Origin of the sequence: Proteus vulgaris (assembly GCF_016647575.1) — a bacterium.
Lineage (GTDB): Bacteria > Pseudomonadota > Gammaproteobacteria > Enterobacterales > Enterobacteriaceae > Proteus > Proteus mirabilis_B.
Window position 1 is genome coordinate 1,967,702 of the sequence record NZ_CP032663.1, and the last position, 20,521, is coordinate 1,988,222.

The following is a 20,521-nucleotide window of genomic DNA, read 5'->3' on the forward strand; positions in this document are numbered from 1 at the left end:
TTCATAACCAAATTAGAGTAATAAACAGTTAAAGGCTCGATATTATTTATCGAGCCTTTTTTATTGTGAGCAAAAGAACCCGATAATTTCGCCCTCCTATTTTTATTGCATTTATGACTTATTCTATTTTTTATCTCAATACAAATAAAAATGATTATCATTTATATTGACTGACAGTCGGTCGTTGGTGTATGTTACCGACCACGAGTCAATCATGGTTTATTTTCATTTTTGGGATCATTATGTTGCTATTACTTCAATCGACACATTATCCAAATAAGCAATTAAAAAATTATTGGAAATGTGGCTACTCTTTTGTTTTTCCTACATTAATTTCATTAAGCGCAGTATCGCCCTCTTTTGCTTCAGAAAATATTGAAAAAATAATTATTACTTCAGCGCAAAACACTCAGTCTGATACACAACCTTATGGTTATATTGCGAAAAAACAGACAACAGCGACTAAAAGTGATGCCACTTTATTAGAAGCACCACAAATGGTTTCTGTTGTTAATCGCGCTCAATTAGATAACTTACCCTCTGAATCTATTAGTCAGGCACTGCGTTATAGTTCAGGCGTTGTGAGTGAAAAATTTGGTGCTTTTGGTAGCGGTATTGATTACTCGAAAATGCGCGGATTTGATGCAGACTACTATCTAGATGGATTAAGAATGCTAGGTAATAGTGGTATTTGGGCACCTCAAGTTGATAGTTGGAGTTTAGAAAGTTTAGAAGCTGTACATGGTCCTGCATCTGCATTATATGGGCAAGGTGGTGCAGGTGGCGTGATTAATATGATATCGCGTCGCCCTTCCGCAGAAGCGCAACACCAAGTGCAATTACAAGCGGGCAATAATAAAAATCATGGTATTAAATTTGATACTACATCAGCAATCAATGAGGATGAAACATGGTTATATCGTGTTTCAGGGTTAGCGCTTGAACAAGAGTCTCAAATCCCCTCTTCTCGTCAAACACGTTTTCTTATCTCACCAGCTATTACATGGAAACCGAATGATGCATTGAGTTGGACACTATTGGGTCAATATCAAAAAGAGCCTCGTCTAGGTTATTACAATACGTTACCTGCTCAAGCTTTAGGTTTGTTACCGAATCCTAATGGTAAAGTTGATCCTAATCGAAATTATAATAATCAAAGCCATGATAATTCACATCGCAAACAACAGTCTCTCACTTCATTATTTGAATATGACCTGACACCTCAGTGGCAATTTAAACAAAATACCCGTTTTATGAAGGTTGATACTGAAATTAGTCGTGATTATACCCGCGGATTTTTACCCGGAGATCGCCTGTTAACGGCGGTTTATCAAGAAGCACCGAGTAAATCGGAAACGTGGGTAACAGATACTCAGCTGATAGGGAAAATAGCAACATGGGATATCAATCATACGGTTATGGCAGGTTTTGATTATCAACATGGCTATATGACTAAAGATTGGTGGGGCTCTCAAACAGTTAGTTTTGATCCTTGGGCATCGCATCATAAACCTGATTTTGAGCCTTATCCTGTTTCACGCACTTCAACAAAACAACAATTTGATCGCTATGGATACTATTTGCAAGATCACTTGCGCTGGCAACAATGGAATTTACTGTTGAGTGGCCGTTATGATTCTGCTGATTTAGATACACATAATCAAATTTCAGGCATGACAAATTCAAGTCATAATACGGCATGGAGCCATCGTGTTGGTTTAAGTTACCAATTTAATAATGGATTCTCACCTTGGATAAGTACATCAGATAGCTTTGATCCTGTATTGGGTACAGATGCAGATGGAAAAGCGTTTATTCCAATGAAATCAAAACAGTATGAAGCCGGTATCAAGTATCAAAATCCTGAATTAACACAACTCGTTAGTGTTGCTGTTTATCAATTAACTCAAGAAAATGTCACAACACATAATCCGAGAAATCCCGATTATTATCAGCAATCTGGGGAAATTCGTTCTCGTGGGCTCGAGTTCGAAAGTAAATTAGCGTTAACACCACAAGTGAATATGATGCTCAATTATGCCTATCTGCATAATATTGTGACATCGACTAGTGATCCGACAACGTTAAATAAACATCCTGTTCAAGTACCTACTCATACGGGTTCTGCATGGATAGATTACCGTTTTCAGCAGCCTTATTTAGAAGGCGCATTATTAGGTGCTGGTGTTCGCTATTTAGGTTCAACTTACGGTGATAATACAAATACGTTTAAAGTACCCGCAGTATGGTTAGGTGATGTGAGTTTGCGCTACCAATTATCGTCAATCAACCGTGAATTGCAGGGATTAGAGTTAGGATTAACTGTCAGTAATATCACAAATAAATCCTATGTTGCGAGTTGTACCAGTTCAACTTATTGCAGTATTGGTACAGATCGCGTGGTTCTTGGTGTATTAAATTACTATTTTTAGGAAATGAACATGGATAATTATCGACGTTCATTACTAAAAGGTGCCAGTGCATTCTCTTTATTATTAGCGAGCCCTTTTCCTGTTTATGCAAAATCAAAACAGAGGGAAATTGTTGATATTCTGGGAAGAGAAATTGCATTACCACAAGAATTAACGCGTATTTATGTGGCAGATAGTGGATTGTTTTTACTTTATGCTTCATTAAATAAAGGCGCTCTTTATGAGCGTCTTATCGCAATGCCTTCGGCTTTTCGTACCGCCGATTTAAGCTTGTATCATCAATATACTCGAGCATTTCCGCAATTATTGGCACTACCTGAATTTACGGCTATGTCGAGTGGACACTTTAATAGTGAAAAGCTTATCGCGCTAAAACCTGATGTCATTATTGTTGCCGTTGGGACTTATCGCGCGATCAGTGTTAATGGTGTGCTAGATTTATTAACGAAAGCCAATATTCCTGTCGTCGTGTTTGATTTGAGTATTGATCCACTTAATAACACCCCAATTAGTACATCTATTATGGGAAATATGCTTGGTAATCTCCAACAAAGCCAAGCAATGAACCAATTTCGTGAAAAACAACTCAGTTATATTTCTCAGCAATTAGGAAAAAAGCCATTTAAACGTCCCAATGTGTTATTTGAACGAGCTGCAGGCTTTACACCAGAATGCTGCCTTTCATATGGCAATGGCAGTATGGGACAAATGCTACAAAATGCAGGGGGTAAAAACTTAGGAACGGAATATATAAAAAGTACTTATGGCCTTCTGAATCAAGAAACCGTGATTTACTCTAAACCCGATAAAATCTTTTTAACAGGTGCGGATTGGAGTGGTTATAACCCTTCTGGTGATTGGATTAATTTAGGGCCTGGTGCAAATTTAGAGTTGGCAAAACAGCAACTTGCGATTTTAATGCAACGCCTTGCTTATAAAACACTCGATGCAGTTAAAAACAGACAAGTGTACGCTATTTGGCACTCTTTTTATGACAGCCCTTTTGGTTTTATTGCTATTTTACAAATGGCGAAATGGCTACATCCCGAACGTTTTTCTCACCTTGATGCGGACGCTATTTTTCATGAATACCATACCCAATTTTTGCCAGTAAAATGGGAAACAGGTTATTGGGTGACATTACTAGATGAAGATAAGGAATAATCATGTTTGATATCTATTCACCTGATCCTTTACGGATAAAAGTTGAGACACAATCGGCAGGAAAAAGAACTATTTTATATTCTGCAAAAGGTCAGCCGAATTATATGTATGTAATGCCCCGTTTTCGATTAAACGAGGTATTGGATTGTCTTGATAATACTATTCACCCTGCTTTTATTGTAAATGGAAAAGTTAAAGATGCTTTTTTCTATGCGTGTTATCCCGCTTCATTACATCAAAGCGAATTATTAAGTTTACCCAATCAAAAACCAGCCAGTCAGTTAGATTTGTTAAGCTTTCAACAATGCGCTCAACAGACAGGAAAAGGATTTCATTTAAGTACCCATGCGGAATGGGCTGCGCTTATGTTGTGGTGTCGTCATCACAATATGGTTGAAGATGGAAATACGGATTATGGGCGTAGTTTTCTACATCCTGAGCAATGTGCTAATCGAGTGGATGGCAAAGATGCTGGCGACACTGATTTTATCACTGGTGATCCAACCACAATAACATCACCACAGTGGCCGAATTGGTATCATGATAATAGTTTATTTGGCATTAGTGATTTATGTGGCAACCTCTGGGAATGGCAAAGTGGAATGCAATTAAATGCCGGAGAAATACAGATAATTAAAGATAATGACGCTGTATTTTGTGGTGATCCAACAATAACGGAGCAATGGCATTCAATAGCATTATCAACAGGTAACTTATTGCCTATCAATCATATTAATAGCGCAAAATACGATGCACCCTCTGATTATTGTGAGGGAAATGCAGGTACGCCTATTTTATCAACGTCAATAAAACACTATAACGGCGCACCCGCAGATAATAGTTATCCAGCGGGACTAATGGATGGTGATTTTAACGCAATAACGCCTGTTGATGATCGTGAAGTACCGATGTTATTTAAAGCATTAGGATTATATCCAGCAATAAACCAGCAAGATCACGATCAGGTTTATTTACGAAATTATGGCCAACGCTCTTTAATGCGAGGTGGAGCTTGGTATTCACAACAAGTCGCAGGAATGCGGACTTTATGTTTAAGTCATAATGCACTACATCGCAGCACTTCTGTCGGTGGACGCCTATCTTGGGTTGACATAAGCAGTTAATTAACCCAAAAAGTTATCATTTATAGACATTTTTGCATAAATTAATTTACCTTAGTATACATTATGTGAATAATAGCGTTAATAGTAATCATTATTATTCGGTGACTCATTGTGATTAATTTTTATGCATTTAAATTGAAACCGGTGGCATTACTCTGTTCTGCCACCCTTCCTTTTATTTTGACTACACAGGCTTTTGCAGAAGAAAAAGCAAAAACGGAACAAGTCGAGAAGCTTGTCGTTAGTGCTCAAGCGCTAAAAGTAAATACCAGTTTGCAAGAAACGCCTAAATCCGTTTCTGTCATTTCCCAAAAAGATCTCGAAACACATGCTCCTCAAAAACTTGATGAAGCCTTACGTTATACCTCTGGTGTTGTTTCTCAGCCCTTTGGTGCCGATAACGATACTGATTGGCTTCGTGTGCGAGGTTTTGAAGCGGCAACTTATTTAGATAACAGTCGCCTTTTCCGTGATGGTTATTACACATGGCTACTTGAGCCTTATGGTTTTGAACAGATTGAAGTGGTAAAAGGTGCATCAGCTGTATTATTTGGTGAGTCTACACCCGGTGGTGCGGTTAACGTCGTACAAAAGAAACCCAGCTTTAAACCTCAAAATGAAGTATTTCTTGAGGTAGGAAATAATGATCAGCGTGGGTTAGGCTTTGATGTTTCAAGTACAACAGATGATAAACGTGTGCGCTATCGCCTTGTTGGCTTAATGAAAAAATCAGATGGGGAGTTATCTCACACTGATAACGAGCGGATTTATCTTGCGCCAAGTGTTGCGATTAATCTAACTGACGATACATCACTGACCTTTATGGCGACCTACTTGCATGATGATGGTACACCGACTAATCCTTTCTTCCCGGCTGCGGGTACATTAATTTCATCTCCTTTTGGTAAAATTAAACCGTCAACTAACTTAGGTGAACCGGGATACGATAAATATAAACGTACTCAAATTTCAGCGGGTTATTTATTAGAAAGTAACATCAACGATGTTTGGCGTTTTTCTCAACGTTTAAACTATGGCTATAACGATCTGTTATTGCGTAGTGTCTATGCATTCCCTAATTCAGATGTTACGGCAACAGAACTTGGTCGTGGCATCGTTTTCCGTGATGGTAAAAACCAAAGTATCTCTTTTGATAATAACGTTGTTGGTGAATGGGATACGGATAATTTCGAACATACCTTATTAGCGGGTGCTGAATTGCAATATCACCAAACCAAAGGTGATGAGCAAGATAATTACAGCTTTGGTACGATTAATCCGTGGAACCCTATTTACGGCAAATATACCCCGCTTAACCCTGCTGATAACATCAATCGTACCATTGATAAAACTCAATATAGCCTTTACTCACAGTATCAAACTAAATTTGATGGCCGCTGGGTTGCAATGGCGGGTGTACGTCAAGATTGGGTGAAAACAGAAAATAAAGCACAAGCAAAAAATGAGGATAAATCACGCACTGATAGTGAATTTAGCCTCAATGCAGGATTAATGTACCTAGCAGATAACGGCCTATCTCCTTATGTGAGTTATTCCGAGTCCTTTGAGGTGATGAGTACTATCGATCCTGCAACTAAAGATCTGTATAAACCATTAAAAGGTGACCAAATTGAAGCAGGGATAAAATATACACCTGATTTTATGGATGGTTACTTTAATATTGCTTGGTTTGATATCACACAGAAGAATGCGCTTGTTGCAAATCCAACGACTTTTGTTTCAACACAAACCGGTAAAGTGACATCAAAGGGTGTTGAAGTAACAAGTGAAATGCAATTAACGGAACGTTTAGCGTTAAAAGCCAATTACACCTATACCGATATGCAAACCGATGACACGGGTAATAAAGGTAAACAACAAGCCGGTTTAATTCCTAAACATACTGCATCTGCTTGGGGTAGTTACACTATTCCAATTACGGGAACCCAAGATTTAACGTTAGGAACAGGTGTGCGTTATTTAGGTAAATCTAAAGATAATCCTAAGAGCAGTGATTTAACCGTACCTAGTGCAACATTATGGGATATGGCTGCAATCTATAATTTCAATAAACAGTGGCAATTACAGTTAAATATCAACAATATTCTTGATAAAGAGTATCTCTCTGGTTGTGATTATTACTGTTATTACGGGCAATCTCGCTCTGTTTTATTGAATGCTAAATATCGCTGGTAATTTTCTTTATCATTCCGTCTTTTATTGTTAACTACACAATAAAAGACGGAATATCATTTTATAAATGAGTGACCATGTTTGAACTCTCAAATATTCAAATGGATCGCGGTGGACGTACTATTCTATCAATTCCCTCACTGCGTATTTCAGATCTAGGATTAACCATTGTGCTTGGTCATAATGGCTCAGGTAAATCGACTTTAGTCAGTTTGTTATCCGGTCAGCAAGCGCCAGATAGTGGATCTATTACACTAAATAACAGCAATATCTCACATTATAAGCCCCGTGATTTGGCTAAACAGATAGCCTTTCTCCCCCAAAAACTGCCTGCTTCTGCGGGATTAACTGTCAGAGAATTAGTGCGTTTAGGACGCTTTCCTTGGCGTGGAACATTAGGCCGTTGGAATAAAAAAGATGACGAAATTATCACCATAGCGATGGAAAAAGCAGGAGTTCTGCCCTTTGCAGACACACTTGCTGATGATTTATCGGGTGGCGAACGCCAACGAGCTTGGGTTGCAATGTTACTCGCTCAGCAATCACCTATTTTAATTTTAGATGAACCAACATCAGCACTAGATATACATCATCAATATCAACTAATGGAATTGTTGAGTGAGTTAAACCAAACTCAGCATGTTGGTATTATCGTTATTTTGCATGATCTTAACCTCGCCTTGCGTTATGCCACTCATATTATCGCGCTTAAAAAAGGTGAAATTGCGTTTGAAGGTGAAGCATCATTACTTTTTGATGATGAGCGACTTTCTGCACTTTATGAAACACCAATAAAGCTGATTGAGCACCCTGATAATCAAGGTTCACAACAACATAAGGTGGCGGTGGTATGCGTGTAATATTACAAAAAGTAGTTAAATCACTATTTTTTGGTCTGACTATTTTATTTATTACTCCCATTGTTAATGCTGCGCCAAATAACAACAAAATACCGCAACGGATTATTGTTTTAGATTGGGATTTATTGGAACAAATATTAACGCTGGATGTTATTCCCGTTGGTGCGACTGAAATTGCGGGATATAACCAATGGGTAGCTCACCCTATAGCCCCAAATTCTATTGAGGAAGTGGGTATGCGGGCAGAGCCTAATTTAGAAAAAATGGCATCGTTAAAGCCAGATCTTATTTTAGCATCTAGCTCACAACAAGATTTATTGCCTGTATTAAAAACCATTGCTCCTGTTGTGTATTTGCCTAATTTTTCTCGCCAAGATAATGCAGCTCCGGTTGCTTTAGCGCATTTTTATACCCTCGCCGCTCTTTTGGGAAAAGAAACGCTTGCCCAACAAAAATTAGCTGAGATGGAAAGTACTTTTGCACAATTAAAAGAAAAACTACAACAGGCATTTATTACGTTGCCAGAAGTAGAAGTGATCCGTTTTTCTACGTTAACGTCCGTCTTTTTATACACAGAAAACTCAACAACCGAATATGTCGTTAATAAACTGGGATTGAAATCGACAATATCATTACCTCCTCAACCTTGGGGAATTGATCAGCGAAGAATGAATGTATTACAGCAGATTAAACAAGGCTATGTTCTTTATATGTTGCCATTCCCCGATGAAAGTAAACTGCAAAAATCTGTGTTATGGCAAGCAATGCCGTTTGTTCAGAATGGGCATTTTCATTCAGTGAAACCTGTATGGAATTATGGAGGAGTAACATCGTTAACGTTAATGGCAGAAGCAATTACCGAAAGCTTATTAGATATGGCACCGAATAATGAAAATTAAGCAATATACTTTCTATTTTTTGGCGATCATCTTATTAAGCATTATCAGCTTACAAATTGATAATTCTCTTTCATTATCTCGCCAATGGTATTTATTGGGAAATTCAGAAATACACGCTCCATTTGCTGATGTTTTTTTTATTCATGCACAATTACCACGTTTAGCAATGACTCTGCTTATTGGGGGGATCTTCGGGGTTGTTGGTAGTTTAATGCAGCAATTAACGCAAAATAACCTAACATCGCCCTTAACATTAGGAACTTCATCAGGCGCTTGGTTAGCTTTAGTTATTGTTAATATCTGGTTCACCGATTGGGTTGCGGATCACAGTGCATTAGCTGCGACAATGGGCGCTTTATTTGCGTTTGGTCTTGTGATTATTATTGCTGGCATTCGTAATATGACCGGATTACCTCTTGTTGTTTCCGGTATGGTGGTGAATATATTATTAGGTGCTATTGCAACCGCATTAGTGACGTTAAATTCTCAATTCGCTCAAAATATATTTATGTGGGGAGCCGGAGATTTAGCTCAAGATGGTTGGGATACTTTTTTTTGGTTATTGCCTCGAATTGCACCTATTTTACTCATTTTTATTTTTGCACCTCGTATTCTCACACTATTACGTTTAGGTCATGAAGGCGCAACGGCTCGAGGGCTGTCTGTTTTACCTGCGTTTGCCTTTTTTATTATATTAAGTACTTGGTTAGTTTCTGTCTCTATTACCGTTGTTGGGGTGATTAGTTTTATCGGATTACTTGCACCCAATATTGTTAGAACATTAGGCGCAAGAACTGCTCGCCAAGAGCTTATTGCAAGTGGCCTAATGGGAATATGTTTATTGCTTATTACGGATAGCTTGGCGATATGGATTGGTCAGTGGCTTAATACCGTTATTCCAAGTGGTGTTACCGCTGCTGCAATTGGCGCACCTGCATTAATTTGGTTTAGTCGTAAAAAAATGCGGGCTCAAGATCAACTTTCGATTTCAATTAATTCTCAGGCTAAAACAGTATCAAAATATACCGTGATAGGAATATTTGTATTATTAATACTCGGATTAGCCCTTACTCTGTTCATTCATATTAATGAACAACAATGGTTCTGGGAAATGCCTTCTGTTTATCAATGGGCATTACGATCGCCACGTTTATTGGCTGCATTATTCGCAGGTATTGCGCTAGCTATTGCAGGTGTTATTTTACAACGTTTAATTTATAACCCATTAGCTAGCCCAGATATTTTAGGTGTTTCATCAGGTGCTACTTTCGCATTGGTTTTTTCAAGCTTAATTTTAGGGAGTGTATTACAAACATCACAGTGGGGAGTTGCTCTATTAGGCAGCTGTGTTGTTATGATTACTTTATTAATCTTAGGTCGAAGGCACCAATATGCACCCGCTAGCTTAATATTAACGGGTATTGCGTTAACCGCGAGTTTAGAAGCCTTTATTCAATTTTTCTTAGCTAAAGGCTCTTTAAGTAGCTATAAAATACTGTTGTGGTTATCTGGTTCGACTTATCGGGTTAACAGTGAACAGGCTCTCTATTTTGCATTCGCGGTCACATTGATTGTGGGAAGTGTTTTTTTATTAACGCGCTGGCTTGCTTTAATATCAATTGGTCGGGATTTTGCTTCAGCTCGTGGATTACATACAGAGCGTGCCAGTATTATTTTATTAATCATTGTATCGTTGTTATGTGCCTTAGTAACTTCAACCGTCGGCCCTATTGCCTTTATTGGCTTAGTCGCTCCTCATATGGCGGTATTACTTGGCGCTCAAAAAATCAAATCGCAATTAATTGTTTCGGGGTTAATTGGTGGAACCTTAATGGTTTGGGCTGATTGGCTTGGACAAATATTTATTTATCCTGCACAAATTGCGGCAGGAACTTTAGTGGCGATTTTAGGCGGTAGCTATTTCCTTTGCTTAATGCTGTTAAATCGCAGTCGCTGATTTGAAAAGCCTAAGATATCGGCACTAATTTTTGCTGATATTCTTAGGCTTTGATCGTTATTAATTACGCATAGTTTTTACTGTTTTTATTGCTTTTATGATTAATACGTTGAAAACCTAAAAATGCAATTAACATCACTAAAGCACTCGCTCCAATCGCAATCCATACGCCAGATTGAACACCAGAATAATCAACAAGTTGCCCTGTTAATGTTGCACCAATTGCTGTACCTACATTTAATCCTGCAAGTAACCATGTCATTCCCTCTGTAAGCTGATTTTCGGGTACACTCTTTTCAATAAGTGACATTGTCACGATTATCATAGGCGCGAAGAAGATCCCTGAAATTAATACGACTAAACTTAAGCTGTAAATAGAGCCTACAAAAACAAGAGGAAAAATAGTGAGGAATGTCGCGATGCCACCTAGGCATAATAAACGGTGCAACGGTATGGATAATTTTAACGTGCCAAAGAATAAACCGGCAAAACAAGAGCCAATTGCATAGGCTGATAATACAAGGCTTGCACCTGCGGGTATTTTTTGGGCATTGGCAAAAGCCACACTAAAAATATCAATAGTACCTACAATAACACCCATAAAAATCATAATAACAGTTAAGATTTTTACGAGAGAAAAACGGATCACAGATTGTGTTTTATAAGGTGTTAATTCTGATGATATCAGTGTTATTGCAGGCTCTGTATTGCGTTGTAAAACAAGTAAGAAAACACCAATAATAAGAAAAACAGCAGCCATTAATAACCCTGCTTGTGGGAAAAAAGCGACACTTAATGTGACAGAAATGGGTGGACCAAGAATAAATGTGACTTCATCAAATACACTTTCTAATGAATAAGCTGTTTGTAAGCGACTATCTTCTTTGTAAATTGCGGTCCATCTCGCTCTGATCATCGCTGAAATACATGGCATAAAGCCAGTTAATATTGCAAAAATAAATAATAAACTAATATGCCATTGTAACCATGTTGCTAATAGCATTCCCCCTATTCCAATAACACTAATTAATGTGAATAAAGGTAAAACTCGATATTGCCCATAAGTATCAACTAGGCGTGATATTTGAGGTGATAACACCGCGTAGGTAAATACAAAATTAGCAGAAATTGTTCCCGCTAATGCATAGCTGCCTGTAAGTTGTGAAATCATCATGATGATACCAATACCCATCATCGGTAGTGGTAATCGTGCAACCATTCCCGCTAAGGTAAAAGATAGCGTGCCTTTATAGCTAAATAGGGTTCGATAAGTGCTTATCATAGTTTTCCTTATGTTTACCCTTGCCATTTTAGCGAGGGTTAAAGATAATACATACATCTCGTATGTATAAATCATATATACATACGAACTGAATGTAAATATACAAACAATACGTATGTATATTTTGAAAAAGGAGATGAAATGGCTAGACGTACTCGTGCTGAAATGGAAGAAACACGGCTGTTATTGCTAGAAACGGCAAGAAAAGTCTTTTGTGAACAAGGTTATGCAGACGCATCGATGGATGATTTAACTGCGCAAGCGGGATTAACTCGAGGCGCGTTATACCACCATTTTGGTGACAAAAAAGGATTGTTATCGGCTGTTGTTGCACAAATAGATGCAGAGATGGATGTGCGTTTGCAGGCTATTTCCGATACGATTAATGATCCTTGGTTGGCATTTTCAATGCGTTGTCATACTTATTTAGAAATGGCTTTAGAGCCTGAAATTCAACGTATTATTATGCGAGATTCACGTGCTGTATTAAGTGATAAGCTGACTGAATTACCAACACATTGTGTAATATCTATGAGCAATATGATTGATAAACTTATCGAGAATAAAGTACTTGTAAAGACTGACTCAAAAATGTTGGCTCTATTTATTTATGGCAGTTTAGAAGCCACTGCTTTATGGATAGCAAATAGTCTTGATGGTCAGGCACAGCTAGAACAAGCTAAATCAACATTAGATACTTTATTAAATAGCCTACGAATTTCTGCAAAATAAATAAAATATAGCGAGGTTCACGGAGATAACCCTCGCTAGTGTCTATTTTATCTTTGGTATTCAATCAGCAAAAAGGCTCAATATTGCAGTTTCAGTGATTATTATTGGCATATTAAGCGTCTTTTTAGGTTTTCTGTTTTGGGTATCATCTCCAATAATGGCGATTGTTGTTATGTTAATTTGGGGATTAATGTATGGCGGTGTTTCAGTCGCACTGATGACATGGATCATGACAGCAGTTCCTAAAGGAATTGAATTAGGAAGTTCTGCTTACATTGCAATTTTTAATTTAGCTATTGCGTTAGGCGCTTATTTAGGTGGCTTAAGCGTTGATAATTATGGATTAAACTCAGTATTACTTATTGCTGTATTGTTTATTGCATCCGCTTTATTATGTGTTTTTGCATCGAAATACACGAAGTATTCAGCTAAATAACAAACTCAAGTTTGCCATAAATAAAAGGGTAATAATTATTACCCTTTTCTCTTTTAGATACACAATAATGTGACACTGTCACGATAAGCTTTAGTCTATTTTAGTAACTGAGTAAATTGCTGATATAGCATATTACCTAATGTTTTTGCAGTATATTCATCGCTATGACCTAAATTATCAACAGCGGCATGCATACCATGATAAATCAATGTACTGGTTAATTCTGGTTGTGTAACGTGCCAGGTTTTATTTTCCGTACCTGAAATTAACAGTGATTGAATTTGCTGTAATGCTCTATTTTCATGAATATTACTGCTTTGATGAAAAACTTGATGAAAAAGCATATCGTGTAATTCTTGTTTTTCAACATAAGCAATAACGCTGATTTCACACCATTGTTTTAATTTTTCACGGTGATCTTGTTGTGAGCAGGCATTCATTGCGTTATCTATTTTATTTAAATACCAATCCATATAACGTGTTCTAAGCGCATCAAGAACATCTGTTTTAGCAGAAAAATAGTGATAGTACGTCCCTTTCGCTACCCCTGCTTTTTTTACAATATCGCTAACGGTTGTGGCATCAAAACCTTTATCAAGAAATAACGTTTCTGCGGCATTCATTAACTCTTCTAAACGAACCTCTGCGGGTTTTGTTCTCGGTTTATCTGTTGTTTGTTCTTCTAATGACATTGCTTATCTCCCTCAAAGTCGCGTGTAAAGAGTACTCTATATTAAAGCGACTCACAATGATGATAAATGAAACTCATTATCAATAACCATTGACCGACGGTCAGTCGAGTATTATTATGCCAGTATTATTCATCATTAAGGCAATAAAGCTTATGACTTATTTAAAACGACTGTCACTTATCTGTGCCATTTGTTTAGGCACTTTTATGGCAACTCTTGATATTAGTATCGTCAATGTGGCTCTACCAACCATTCAAAATGATATTCATGCTGATATGGCAACCTTGCAGTGGATTGTTGATGCTTATGCGCTTTGTCTATCAGCCTGTATTTTGTCATCTGGTCCTTTAAGTGATCGCTTTGGACGAAAAAAAGTGTGGCTATGGGGCGTGATTATTTTCACGTTAGGTTCAGTAATTTGTGCGATTGCACAGCAACATGAAATATTAATTCTTGGACGTATTATTCAAGGTATTGCCGCGGCTGCACTTATTCCGGGCGCATTATCTTTAATTACTCATGCTTTTCCTATTGATATTGAAAGAGTTCGTATCATCGGAATTTGGTCTTCAGTTAGTGCGTTATCACTTATCATTGGCCCTATTTTGGGTGGTGTTTTAGTTCATGCGAGTGGTTGGGCGAGTATATTTCTTATTAATATTCCTATTGGGATTATTACTGTTTTATTAGGTTGGTATGGATTAAGTGAAAGTGCCGATCCTGAAAATGTTGCTTTAGATCCCTTCGGTCAATTAACCAGTATGTTGGGATTAGGATTGCTGACTTATGGCTTAATTGAAGCTGGCTCTGTGGGTTGGACACATTATAGAACGGTATCAACACTGATTGCGGGTGTTATATTTTTTACCCTTTTCTTAATGATAGAAAAACGTGTTGAACGTCCATTATTACCACTGGCTTTATTTAAAGATCGCACGTTCTTTCAATATAATCTTTCTTCTTTTACCTTGGGTTTTGCCACATATAGTAATGTCTTTTTTATCGCTTTCTTTCTGCAAAAAGCACAAGGCTGGAGTGCATTAGAAACAGGTTGGAGAATGGCACCAGAATTTATTGCAATGGCACTATTTTCCATGTCTTTTGGGCGACTCTCTTCTTATTTCTCAGTTAGAAAATTGATGATCTGTGGTTTTTTATTTATCGCGATTTCTTCTTGTCTATTAGCGACATTAGCAACAGATAGCCACTATGGAATAACAGGAAGTTACCTCTTTGTATTAGGCGCAGGAATGGGGTTATCAACGCCAGCAATAGGTGCTTTAGTGATGAAAAGTGTGCCATCTTCTCGTTCTGGTATGGCGTCGGCAACCATGAATGCATTAAGACAAACTGGTATGACAATGGGAATTGCTTTATTAGGTACATTGATGGTGCAACAAGCAATCCATTATATGGTTATTCAAAGTCAGGTATTGGGAATATCTGTAAACTATATCGATATTGTCAGTTTAGTGACTGAAAATACGACAAATAATTTAGACAAAGGATTTGTCACTTTGTTACCTGAGGCATTTAATTCGGGATTTGCTTACGCGATTGCAACTGCGGGGATCTCATGTTTTGTGACACTATTTATTGTGCTCTTTCCTGTTAAAGCAAAACATAATGCACTTACTCAACAGATCACAGATTAATATTTATAAACGCTGAGCTAGAAACTCAAGAAAAGATTCAATATTACGTGAAAGTGAGCTACGAGTTGCATATATTGCCACTAAATTAATTGTTGCGGGTTGTTGAGGAAATTCAATAGCCCGTAATTTTCCCGCTTCAATCATATCAAGACAGCAATGTTCAGCTAAAATAGCAAATCCCAATCCTTTTAATACCGCAGATTTTGCCAATATGGCGCTGTTTACTCGGTAATTGCTATTAATGGTTATTCTGATTGGTTTTTTATCTTCATCCATAAATATCCAAGGTTGCCCTTCTAATGCACTTAAACTAGAAATACAAGGCAATTTACTTAATTGTTCAATATATGTGGGTATTCCTGTTTTTTCTAATAATTCATTAGATGCCACGACAATACTGCGCCATGATTTAATTAAGCGAGAGTGATAACTACTATCTGCTAAATTTCCACGATGAAAAGTTAATAGCAAATCAATATCATCATCGATGATATTTCTTGGCATTAATTGGGTATCACATTGAATAAGTAAATTAGGATGAAGTACAGCAAAATCGGCCAAAATATCACCAAGTAGCTCACTACCATATTCACTCGGAATAGTTAAACGAAAATTGCCCGTTAATGGCCCATCACTGGTGATATTGCTGACAACATTATCCAACTCGGTTAAGGTTTTATTTCCTTGCTGATAGAGTGTTTTGCCTTGTTCAGTAAGGCGCATCTTTCGAGTTGTTCTGTCAATAAGTTTACAGTTGAGCTGCTGTTCAAGTTGTTTAATTGCTCGACTGATATTTGAGGTAGGCATAGATAATAGCCGAGCCGCGGCTGCAAATTGCCCTTGCTCTGCTACGGCAGAAAAAATACGTAATAAATTAAGATCAATTTGCATAAATAATTCACTGCCTACTGTATTTCTATTATTCAAGATAGGCAGTGTATCATTCATTCTCTTTTCTCTCGTTAATAATTAACAGTAACCATGAGACATGAGTTTTTGATAACGTTTATCTAAAAGTTCTTCGGTTGAGTAGCTTTTTAATAATGCTAAATCAGTTAATAACTGTTGCTTAAGAAATTCTGCAGCTTGTTGGTGATCACGATGGGCTCCACCTAATGGTTCGGGAATAATGGCGTCGATAATACCTAATGCTTGTAATTTAGGTGCAGTCATTCCCATAGTCTCTGCCGCAATTGGCGCTTTATCAGAACTTTTCCATAAAATAGAAGCACACCCTTCTGGTGAAATTGCCGCATAAGTACTGTATTGCAACATATTAACTTTATCACCAACACCAATTGCTAACGCACCGCCAGAGAATCCTTCACCCGTAATAGTGCAAATAATCGGTGTTTTTAATCGTGACATTTCAAGAATGTTACGAGCAATAGCTTCTGCTTGTCCGCGCTCTTCAGCGCCGACACCAGGATAAGCGCCCGCAGAATCAATAAAAATAATGACAGGTAGATGAAAGCGCTCTGCCATTTTCATTAAACGTAATGCTTTTCTGTAACCTTCTGGTGATGGCATACCAAAATTGCGAAGAATTTTCTCTTTTGTATCACGGCCTTTTTGTTGCCCAATCACCATGACTGGCATTTTGTCTAAACGCGCTAAACCTGCAACAATCGCTTTATCATCGGCATAAGCTCTATCCCCCGCTAATTCCTGAAAATCAGTAAAAATCGCTTTAAGATAGTCAAGGGTATATGGGCGCATAGGATGACGAGCGAGTTGCACAATTTCCCAAGCACCTAAATCAGTAAAAATAGATTTTGTCAGCGAAAGGCTTTTCTGCCTTAAACGTGCAATCTCTTCATCTAAATTAATACCTGTTGGTTCATCTTGAGATTGCTTAAAGGTAAGCAATGCATCTATTTTTTCGTCTAATTCAACAATAGGTTTTTCAAATTCAAGATGAATAAAAGACATAACGACCTCAGATTTAGTGCAGTAAATAAAACAGTTATTGATTCAGTCTAGAAAAAATAAGAAGGTGGTGATAGAGATAAATTTGATAAACACTATTATCAAAAATGGGATAATTAAACATTACAGCGAGATCAGTAAGAAAAAATACAAGATCAAAAAGAGCTTTTTCTCTGACTTTAAGCTATACAGAAATTACTAAGTCATGTATTAATACACAGTGCGAATTTGTTCTTTTTTCACCCGTAAAAATCGCGCGAATGATAAAACACTCCATAAAATACAAATAATTAGAAAAAAATAATATGTTCTCAAAAAAAACACGATCAACAACTGCACTGCTATTTTCATCACTTCTTCTTACGATAGGAAGAGGTGCAACATTACCGTTTATGGCGATCTATTTATCGCGGGAGTATCAATTACCGGTTGATGATATTGGCATTGCTATGTCTATTGCATTAACAACGGGTATTTTTTTCAGCCTGGGCTTTGGGATGCTTGCTGATAAATTTGAGAAAAAACGTTATATGCTTCTATCTATTATAACGTTTATCTTTGGTTTTGCCGCAATACCTATGGTTCATAGCACTGTTTTAGTGGTTATCTTTTTCTCGGTGATTAACTGCTCTTATTTAGTATTTTCAACTGTGTTAAAGGCCTATTTTTCTGAAACTTTATCGGTTTCAGCGAAACCTAAAATATTCTCTCTAAACTATACCTTTATTAATATGGGGTGGACGGTTGGTCCGCCTATTGGCACCTTATTATTAATGTACGGAACTCAATTACCCTTCTGGCTTGCTGCTATTTCTGCCAGTATTCCACTTTTTATGATCCAGTTATTTGTTCAGCGTTCTAAAGCAATAAATGTTGGTGAAGAAAATAGTGTGAAATGGGAACCGAAAATAATGCTAAAAGACAGAGCATTAAGTTGGTTTGTGCTCTCGACTTTTTTCGGTACATTAACATTTGGCTCTTTTGCGTCATGTATTTCGCAATATATTTTAGTGGTTTACGATGCAAAATTAGCAGAGTCGGTTATTGCGGTTGTATTACCTGTAAACGCTGCCATTGTCGTCTCTCTACAATATATTGTCGGTAAACATGTTACAGCCGAAAGACTACGTAAATTAATGACGCTTGGTACGCTATTTTTTATGATGGGCTTACTTGGTTTTATGTTTGCAGGCAACAATTTAATCTTTTGGGCATTAGCTATCGCTGTATTTACCTTGGGTGAATTAATTTATGCACCTGGTGAGTATATGATGATTGATAACATTGCACCATTAGGAATGAAAGCAAGTTATTTTTCGGCTCAGTCATTAGGTTGGTTAGGTGCTGCACTTAACCCATTAGCCAGTGGTTTTATTCTGACTTCATTCCCTCCTATTTCTTTATTTGCGATTTTAATGGTAATTTGCGGTCTTGCTTGGTTTTGTATGATCCAAGGAATGAATGTAAGTCAAAAAAGAGCCGTAGCACTGTAATATAGCACTGTAATTTTGGTGACTAATTAACATAAACAAAAAAGACATCCAATGGATGTCTTTTTTATATGGAATTCTTTTGCGAGTAGTTCGCTACTGCTAATTAATAAGGTTATTTAGATGTTCTTTTTAGTATGGTTTCAATGCTAATGGGGAAAAAGTCATTCACATCGACACCGACATTAATTGCGTTTTTTCCTAAAACATCTAAACGTTTACGTTGAGAGGGATCTTTTTGTGAATTATGAACATGGCCATATAAATGAATAGAATCACGGAAAAAACCTGCCCATTCCAATATAGGGTAATGAAACATCACAATTTTTCTTTTTTTATAATCCAACTCAAAATAATCTTTTACCCATTCAAAAACAGATGCATCAAATTCAGGATCGTCTAGAAATTTGTCGTGATTTCCGCGGATAAGGTACTTTTTACCCCTTAATCGGCGCAAGATTTGATTAGCATCTCGCCCTGTTCCTCGATAAAGAAAATCACCTAAAATGTAGATTTCGTCATTATCAGAGACGTAAGCATTCCAATTATGAATTAAAGTATCATTCATATGGCTAACACTATTGAATGGACGATCACAAAGATTGAGGATGTTTGAATGGCAAAAATGTGTATCAGAAGTAAAATAAATCATAGTAAATTCTTAATAAGTAATAAAAACCTTAACCTTAAGAAAATATTTTCCCTCGGTCTGTATAGTGATATTTTTTCAAAATAATTTCCTCCTTTAGTTAAATATTAAACAATAAGCACAATATCATCTGTTTTATTGTCGTTGATGTTGTTTGCGGTAACCAGATAAAGAATTACCTGTTTCTCTTTTAAAGTATCGGCATAAATAAGAGGGATCATCAAAATGAAGTTTTATTGATAACTCATTTACCGAAAGCGAAGTGTGCATTAATAATGCTTTTATTTCAAGGGTAACTTGACGATTAATCAAGGTCTTAGGGGCATCATTAAAAAATTGCTTTGTTATTTGTGATAAATAAAACGGTGTAATATTAAGCTTATTTGCATAAAAAGCCACCTCTCTATGCTCTAAACAATGTTTTCCAATCAATTCCCAAAATTGCCAACAAAGCTTTTCTTTACGGCTGAATTCTTTTTTGGCGATAGAAAAATGTGCGGGTATTGATTCAGTAATAGCAAAAAAGAGATTTTGTAAGTGATTTTTTAACATCAATTTTCTGTGTTCAGAATAACTGTTATCTATATATTTTAGTTGTTGAGTCCATCTGTTTAAGGCTTCATATTGCTCTTTTTGTGGGTGGCAAACAGGATTTTCATGGAGAAAAGCAAATAAAGTATTAGAAAGAGAATAAGCAATTTCTGAGGCAAAAGATTTATCGAGAAAACAATAAAATAAGCGAAAGTTTGCCGATTTCTGACTCAAAACTGTCATCATATCATCGCCTAATATAAGAATATCATTCGCTTTTATCGCTTGTTTTTGAAAACCTATATTAATTATTGCTCTACCTTCTAAACAAATCATAACCACAATATAGGAGAGTGGTAAAGGGTAACCGGTTTCATTCGTCATATTACTTTCACCAATCATGGCATGTTGTAATGACGCATTAAGTTGTGACAACACTTGACTCAGCATAATCAAATAACCCCTTTTAATTTTTCTCTAGTGCTTTTCTGTTTTT

At 36.9% G+C, this 20,521-nt stretch carries 17 protein-coding genes; 11 read left to right on the forward strand and 6 right to left on the reverse strand.

Going from position 1 to position 20,521, the window contains the following annotated elements:
• The first annotated feature begins 242 nt into the window (after positions 1-242).
• The 7 genes from D7029_RS09210 to fhuB all read left to right on the forward strand — a co-directional run bounded on the left by D7029_RS09210 (position 243) and on the right by fhuB (position 10,629).
• Entirely contained in the window at positions 243-2,432 is a 2,190-nt protein-coding gene (locus D7029_RS09210) for a TonB-dependent siderophore receptor (protein WP_194952497.1), read from the forward strand.
• Positions 2,433-2,441: 9 nt separating this feature from the next.
• Complete coding sequence (locus D7029_RS09215) at positions 2,442-3,596, forward strand: ABC transporter substrate-binding protein (protein WP_194952498.1); 1,155 nt, start codon at positions 2,442-2,444, stop codon at positions 3,594-3,596.
• 2 nt (positions 3,597-3,598) lie between these two features.
• Positions 3,599-4,720 carry a hypothetical protein gene (locus D7029_RS09220; protein WP_194952499.1) on the forward strand — a complete coding sequence of 374 codons (1,122 nt, stop codon included), beginning with the start codon at positions 3,599-3,601 and terminating at the stop codon, positions 4,718-4,720.
• A 111-nt stretch (positions 4,721-4,831) separates the two neighbouring features.
• Positions 4,832-6,916, forward strand: a complete 2,085-nt coding sequence (locus tag D7029_RS09225) for a TonB-dependent siderophore receptor (RefSeq protein ID WP_194952500.1) — start codon at positions 4,832-4,834, stop codon at positions 6,914-6,916.
• Positions 6,917-6,990: 74 nt separating this feature from the next.
• Complete coding sequence (locus tag D7029_RS09230; RefSeq protein ID WP_098942867.1) at positions 6,991-7,773, forward strand: ABC transporter ATP-binding protein; 783 nt, start codon at positions 6,991-6,993, stop codon at positions 7,771-7,773.
• Positions 7,764-8,672 (forward strand): iron-siderophore ABC transporter substrate-binding protein, encoded by a 909-nt coding sequence (locus D7029_RS09235; protein WP_194952501.1) that lies wholly within the window; start codon positions 7,764-7,766, stop codon positions 8,670-8,672. Before D7029_RS09230 ends, D7029_RS09235 begins: the two co-directional genes overlap by 10 nt.
• Positions 8,662-10,629: a Fe(3+)-hydroxamate ABC transporter permease FhuB gene (gene fhuB, locus D7029_RS09240; protein WP_194952502.1), complete on the forward strand. Its 1,968-nt coding sequence runs from the start codon at positions 8,662-8,664 to the stop codon at positions 10,627-10,629. Before D7029_RS09235 ends, fhuB begins: the two co-directional genes overlap by 11 nt.
• Positions 10,630-10,693: 64 nt before the next feature.
• On the opposite strand, the gene D7029_RS09245 is transcribed toward fhuB, so the two are convergent.
• A complete protein-coding gene (locus D7029_RS09245) occupies positions 10,694-11,911 on the reverse strand; it encodes an MFS transporter (protein ID WP_194952503.1) in 1,218 nt (405 codons plus the stop codon).
• A 141-nt stretch (positions 11,912-12,052) separates the two neighbouring features.
• Between D7029_RS09245 and D7029_RS09250 the strand changes: the two genes are divergently transcribed.
• Together D7029_RS09250 and D7029_RS09255 are read left to right on the forward strand one after the other, a co-directional pair.
• Positions 12,053-12,643, forward strand: a complete 591-nt coding sequence (locus D7029_RS09250; RefSeq protein WP_194952504.1) for a TetR/AcrR family transcriptional regulator — start codon at positions 12,053-12,055, stop codon at positions 12,641-12,643.
• 157 nt (positions 12,644-12,800) lie between these two features.
• Entirely contained in the window at positions 12,801-13,079 is a 279-nt protein-coding gene (locus D7029_RS09255) for an MFS transporter (protein ID WP_194952505.1), read from the forward strand.
• Positions 13,080-13,174: 95 nt separating this feature from the next.
• On the opposite strand, the gene D7029_RS09260 is transcribed toward D7029_RS09255, so the two are convergent.
• Entirely contained in the window at positions 13,175-13,771 is a 597-nt protein-coding gene (locus tag D7029_RS09260) for a TetR/AcrR family transcriptional regulator (protein ID WP_102949508.1), read from the reverse strand.
• A 152-nt stretch (positions 13,772-13,923) separates the two neighbouring features.
• On the opposite strand from D7029_RS09260, the gene D7029_RS09265 reads away from it, so the two are divergent.
• Positions 13,924-15,426: an MFS transporter gene (locus D7029_RS09265; RefSeq protein ID WP_194952506.1), complete on the forward strand. Its 1,503-nt coding sequence runs from the start codon at positions 13,924-13,926 to the stop codon at positions 15,424-15,426.
• A 3-nt stretch (positions 15,427-15,429) separates the two neighbouring features.
• On the opposite strand, the gene D7029_RS09270 is transcribed toward D7029_RS09265, so the two are convergent.
• Positions 15,430-16,317, reverse strand: a complete 888-nt coding sequence (locus D7029_RS09270; protein ID WP_194952611.1) for a LysR family transcriptional regulator — start codon at positions 16,315-16,317, stop codon at positions 15,430-15,432.
• A 78-nt stretch (positions 16,318-16,395) separates the two neighbouring features.
• Positions 16,396-17,358, reverse strand: a complete 963-nt coding sequence (gene accA, locus D7029_RS09275) for an acetyl-CoA carboxylase carboxyl transferase subunit alpha (RefSeq protein ID WP_088495584.1) — start codon at positions 17,356-17,358, stop codon at positions 16,396-16,398.
• A 302-nt stretch (positions 17,359-17,660) separates the two neighbouring features.
• Here accA and ydeE point away from each other — a divergent pair, with 302 nt between their 5' ends.
• Positions 17,661-18,848 (forward strand): efflux MFS transporter YdeE, encoded by a 1,188-nt coding sequence (gene ydeE / locus D7029_RS09280; RefSeq protein ID WP_088495583.1) that lies wholly within the window; start codon positions 17,661-17,663, stop codon positions 18,846-18,848.
• A gap of 112 nt (positions 18,849-18,960) precedes the next feature.
• Here ydeE and D7029_RS09285 read toward each other — a convergent pair whose 3' ends face one another.
• Together D7029_RS09285 and D7029_RS09290 are read right to left on the reverse strand one after the other, a co-directional pair.
• Entirely contained in the window at positions 18,961-19,497 is a 537-nt protein-coding gene (locus D7029_RS09285) for a metallophosphoesterase (protein ID WP_088495582.1), read from the reverse strand.
• Between the two features lie 132 nt (positions 19,498-19,629).
• Positions 19,630-20,409, reverse strand: coding sequence for a helix-turn-helix domain-containing protein (locus tag D7029_RS09290; protein WP_227719010.1), 780 nt, complete (start codon positions 20,407-20,409; stop codon positions 19,630-19,632).
• Positions 20,410-20,521 lie beyond the last annotated feature (112 nt).

Excerpts from the sequence above, each read along its gene's own strand:
- D7029_RS09265 (WP_194952506.1), top strand. The coding sequence starts at position 13,924 with ATGACTTATTTAAAACGACTGTCACTTATCTGTGCCATTTGTTTAGGC.
- ydeE (WP_088495583.1), top strand. The coding sequence starts at position 17,661 with ATGTTCTCAAAAAAAACACGATCAACAACTGCACTGCTATTTTCATCA.
- accA (WP_088495584.1), bottom strand. The coding sequence starts at position 17,358 with ATGTCTTTTATTCATCTTGAATTTGAAAAACCTATTGTTGAATTAGAC.
- D7029_RS09255 (WP_194952505.1), top strand. The coding sequence starts at position 12,801 with ATGGCGATTGTTGTTATGTTAATTTGGGGATTAATGTATGGCGGTGTT.
- D7029_RS09245 (WP_194952503.1), bottom strand. The coding sequence starts at position 11,911 with ATGATAAGCACTTATCGAACCCTATTTAGCTATAAAGGCACGCTATCT.
- D7029_RS09250 (WP_194952504.1), top strand. The coding sequence starts at position 12,053 with ATGGCTAGACGTACTCGTGCTGAAATGGAAGAAACACGGCTGTTATTG.
- D7029_RS09290 (WP_227719010.1), bottom strand. The coding sequence starts at position 20,409 with ATGACGAATGAAACCGGTTACCCTTTACCACTCTCCTATATTGTGGTT.
- fhuB (WP_194952502.1), top strand. The coding sequence starts at position 8,662 with ATGAAAATTAAGCAATATACTTTCTATTTTTTGGCGATCATCTTATTA.
- D7029_RS09260 (WP_102949508.1), bottom strand. The coding sequence starts at position 13,771 with ATGTCATTAGAAGAACAAACAACAGATAAACCGAGAACAAAACCCGCA.
- D7029_RS09220 (WP_194952499.1), top strand. The coding sequence starts at position 3,599 with ATGTTTGATATCTATTCACCTGATCCTTTACGGATAAAAGTTGAGACA.
- D7029_RS09235 (WP_194952501.1), top strand. The coding sequence starts at position 7,764 with ATGCGTGTAATATTACAAAAAGTAGTTAAATCACTATTTTTTGGTCTG.
- D7029_RS09210 (WP_194952497.1), top strand. The coding sequence starts at position 243 with ATGTTGCTATTACTTCAATCGACACATTATCCAAATAAGCAATTAAAA.
- D7029_RS09215 (WP_194952498.1), top strand. The coding sequence starts at position 2,442 with ATGGATAATTATCGACGTTCATTACTAAAAGGTGCCAGTGCATTCTCT.
- D7029_RS09285 (WP_088495582.1), bottom strand. The coding sequence starts at position 19,497 with ATGATTTATTTTACTTCTGATACACATTTTTGCCATTCAAACATCCTC.
- D7029_RS09270 (WP_194952611.1), bottom strand. The coding sequence starts at position 16,317 with ATGCAAATTGATCTTAATTTATTACGTATTTTTTCTGCCGTAGCAGAG.
- D7029_RS09230 (WP_098942867.1), top strand. The coding sequence starts at position 6,991 with ATGTTTGAACTCTCAAATATTCAAATGGATCGCGGTGGACGTACTATT.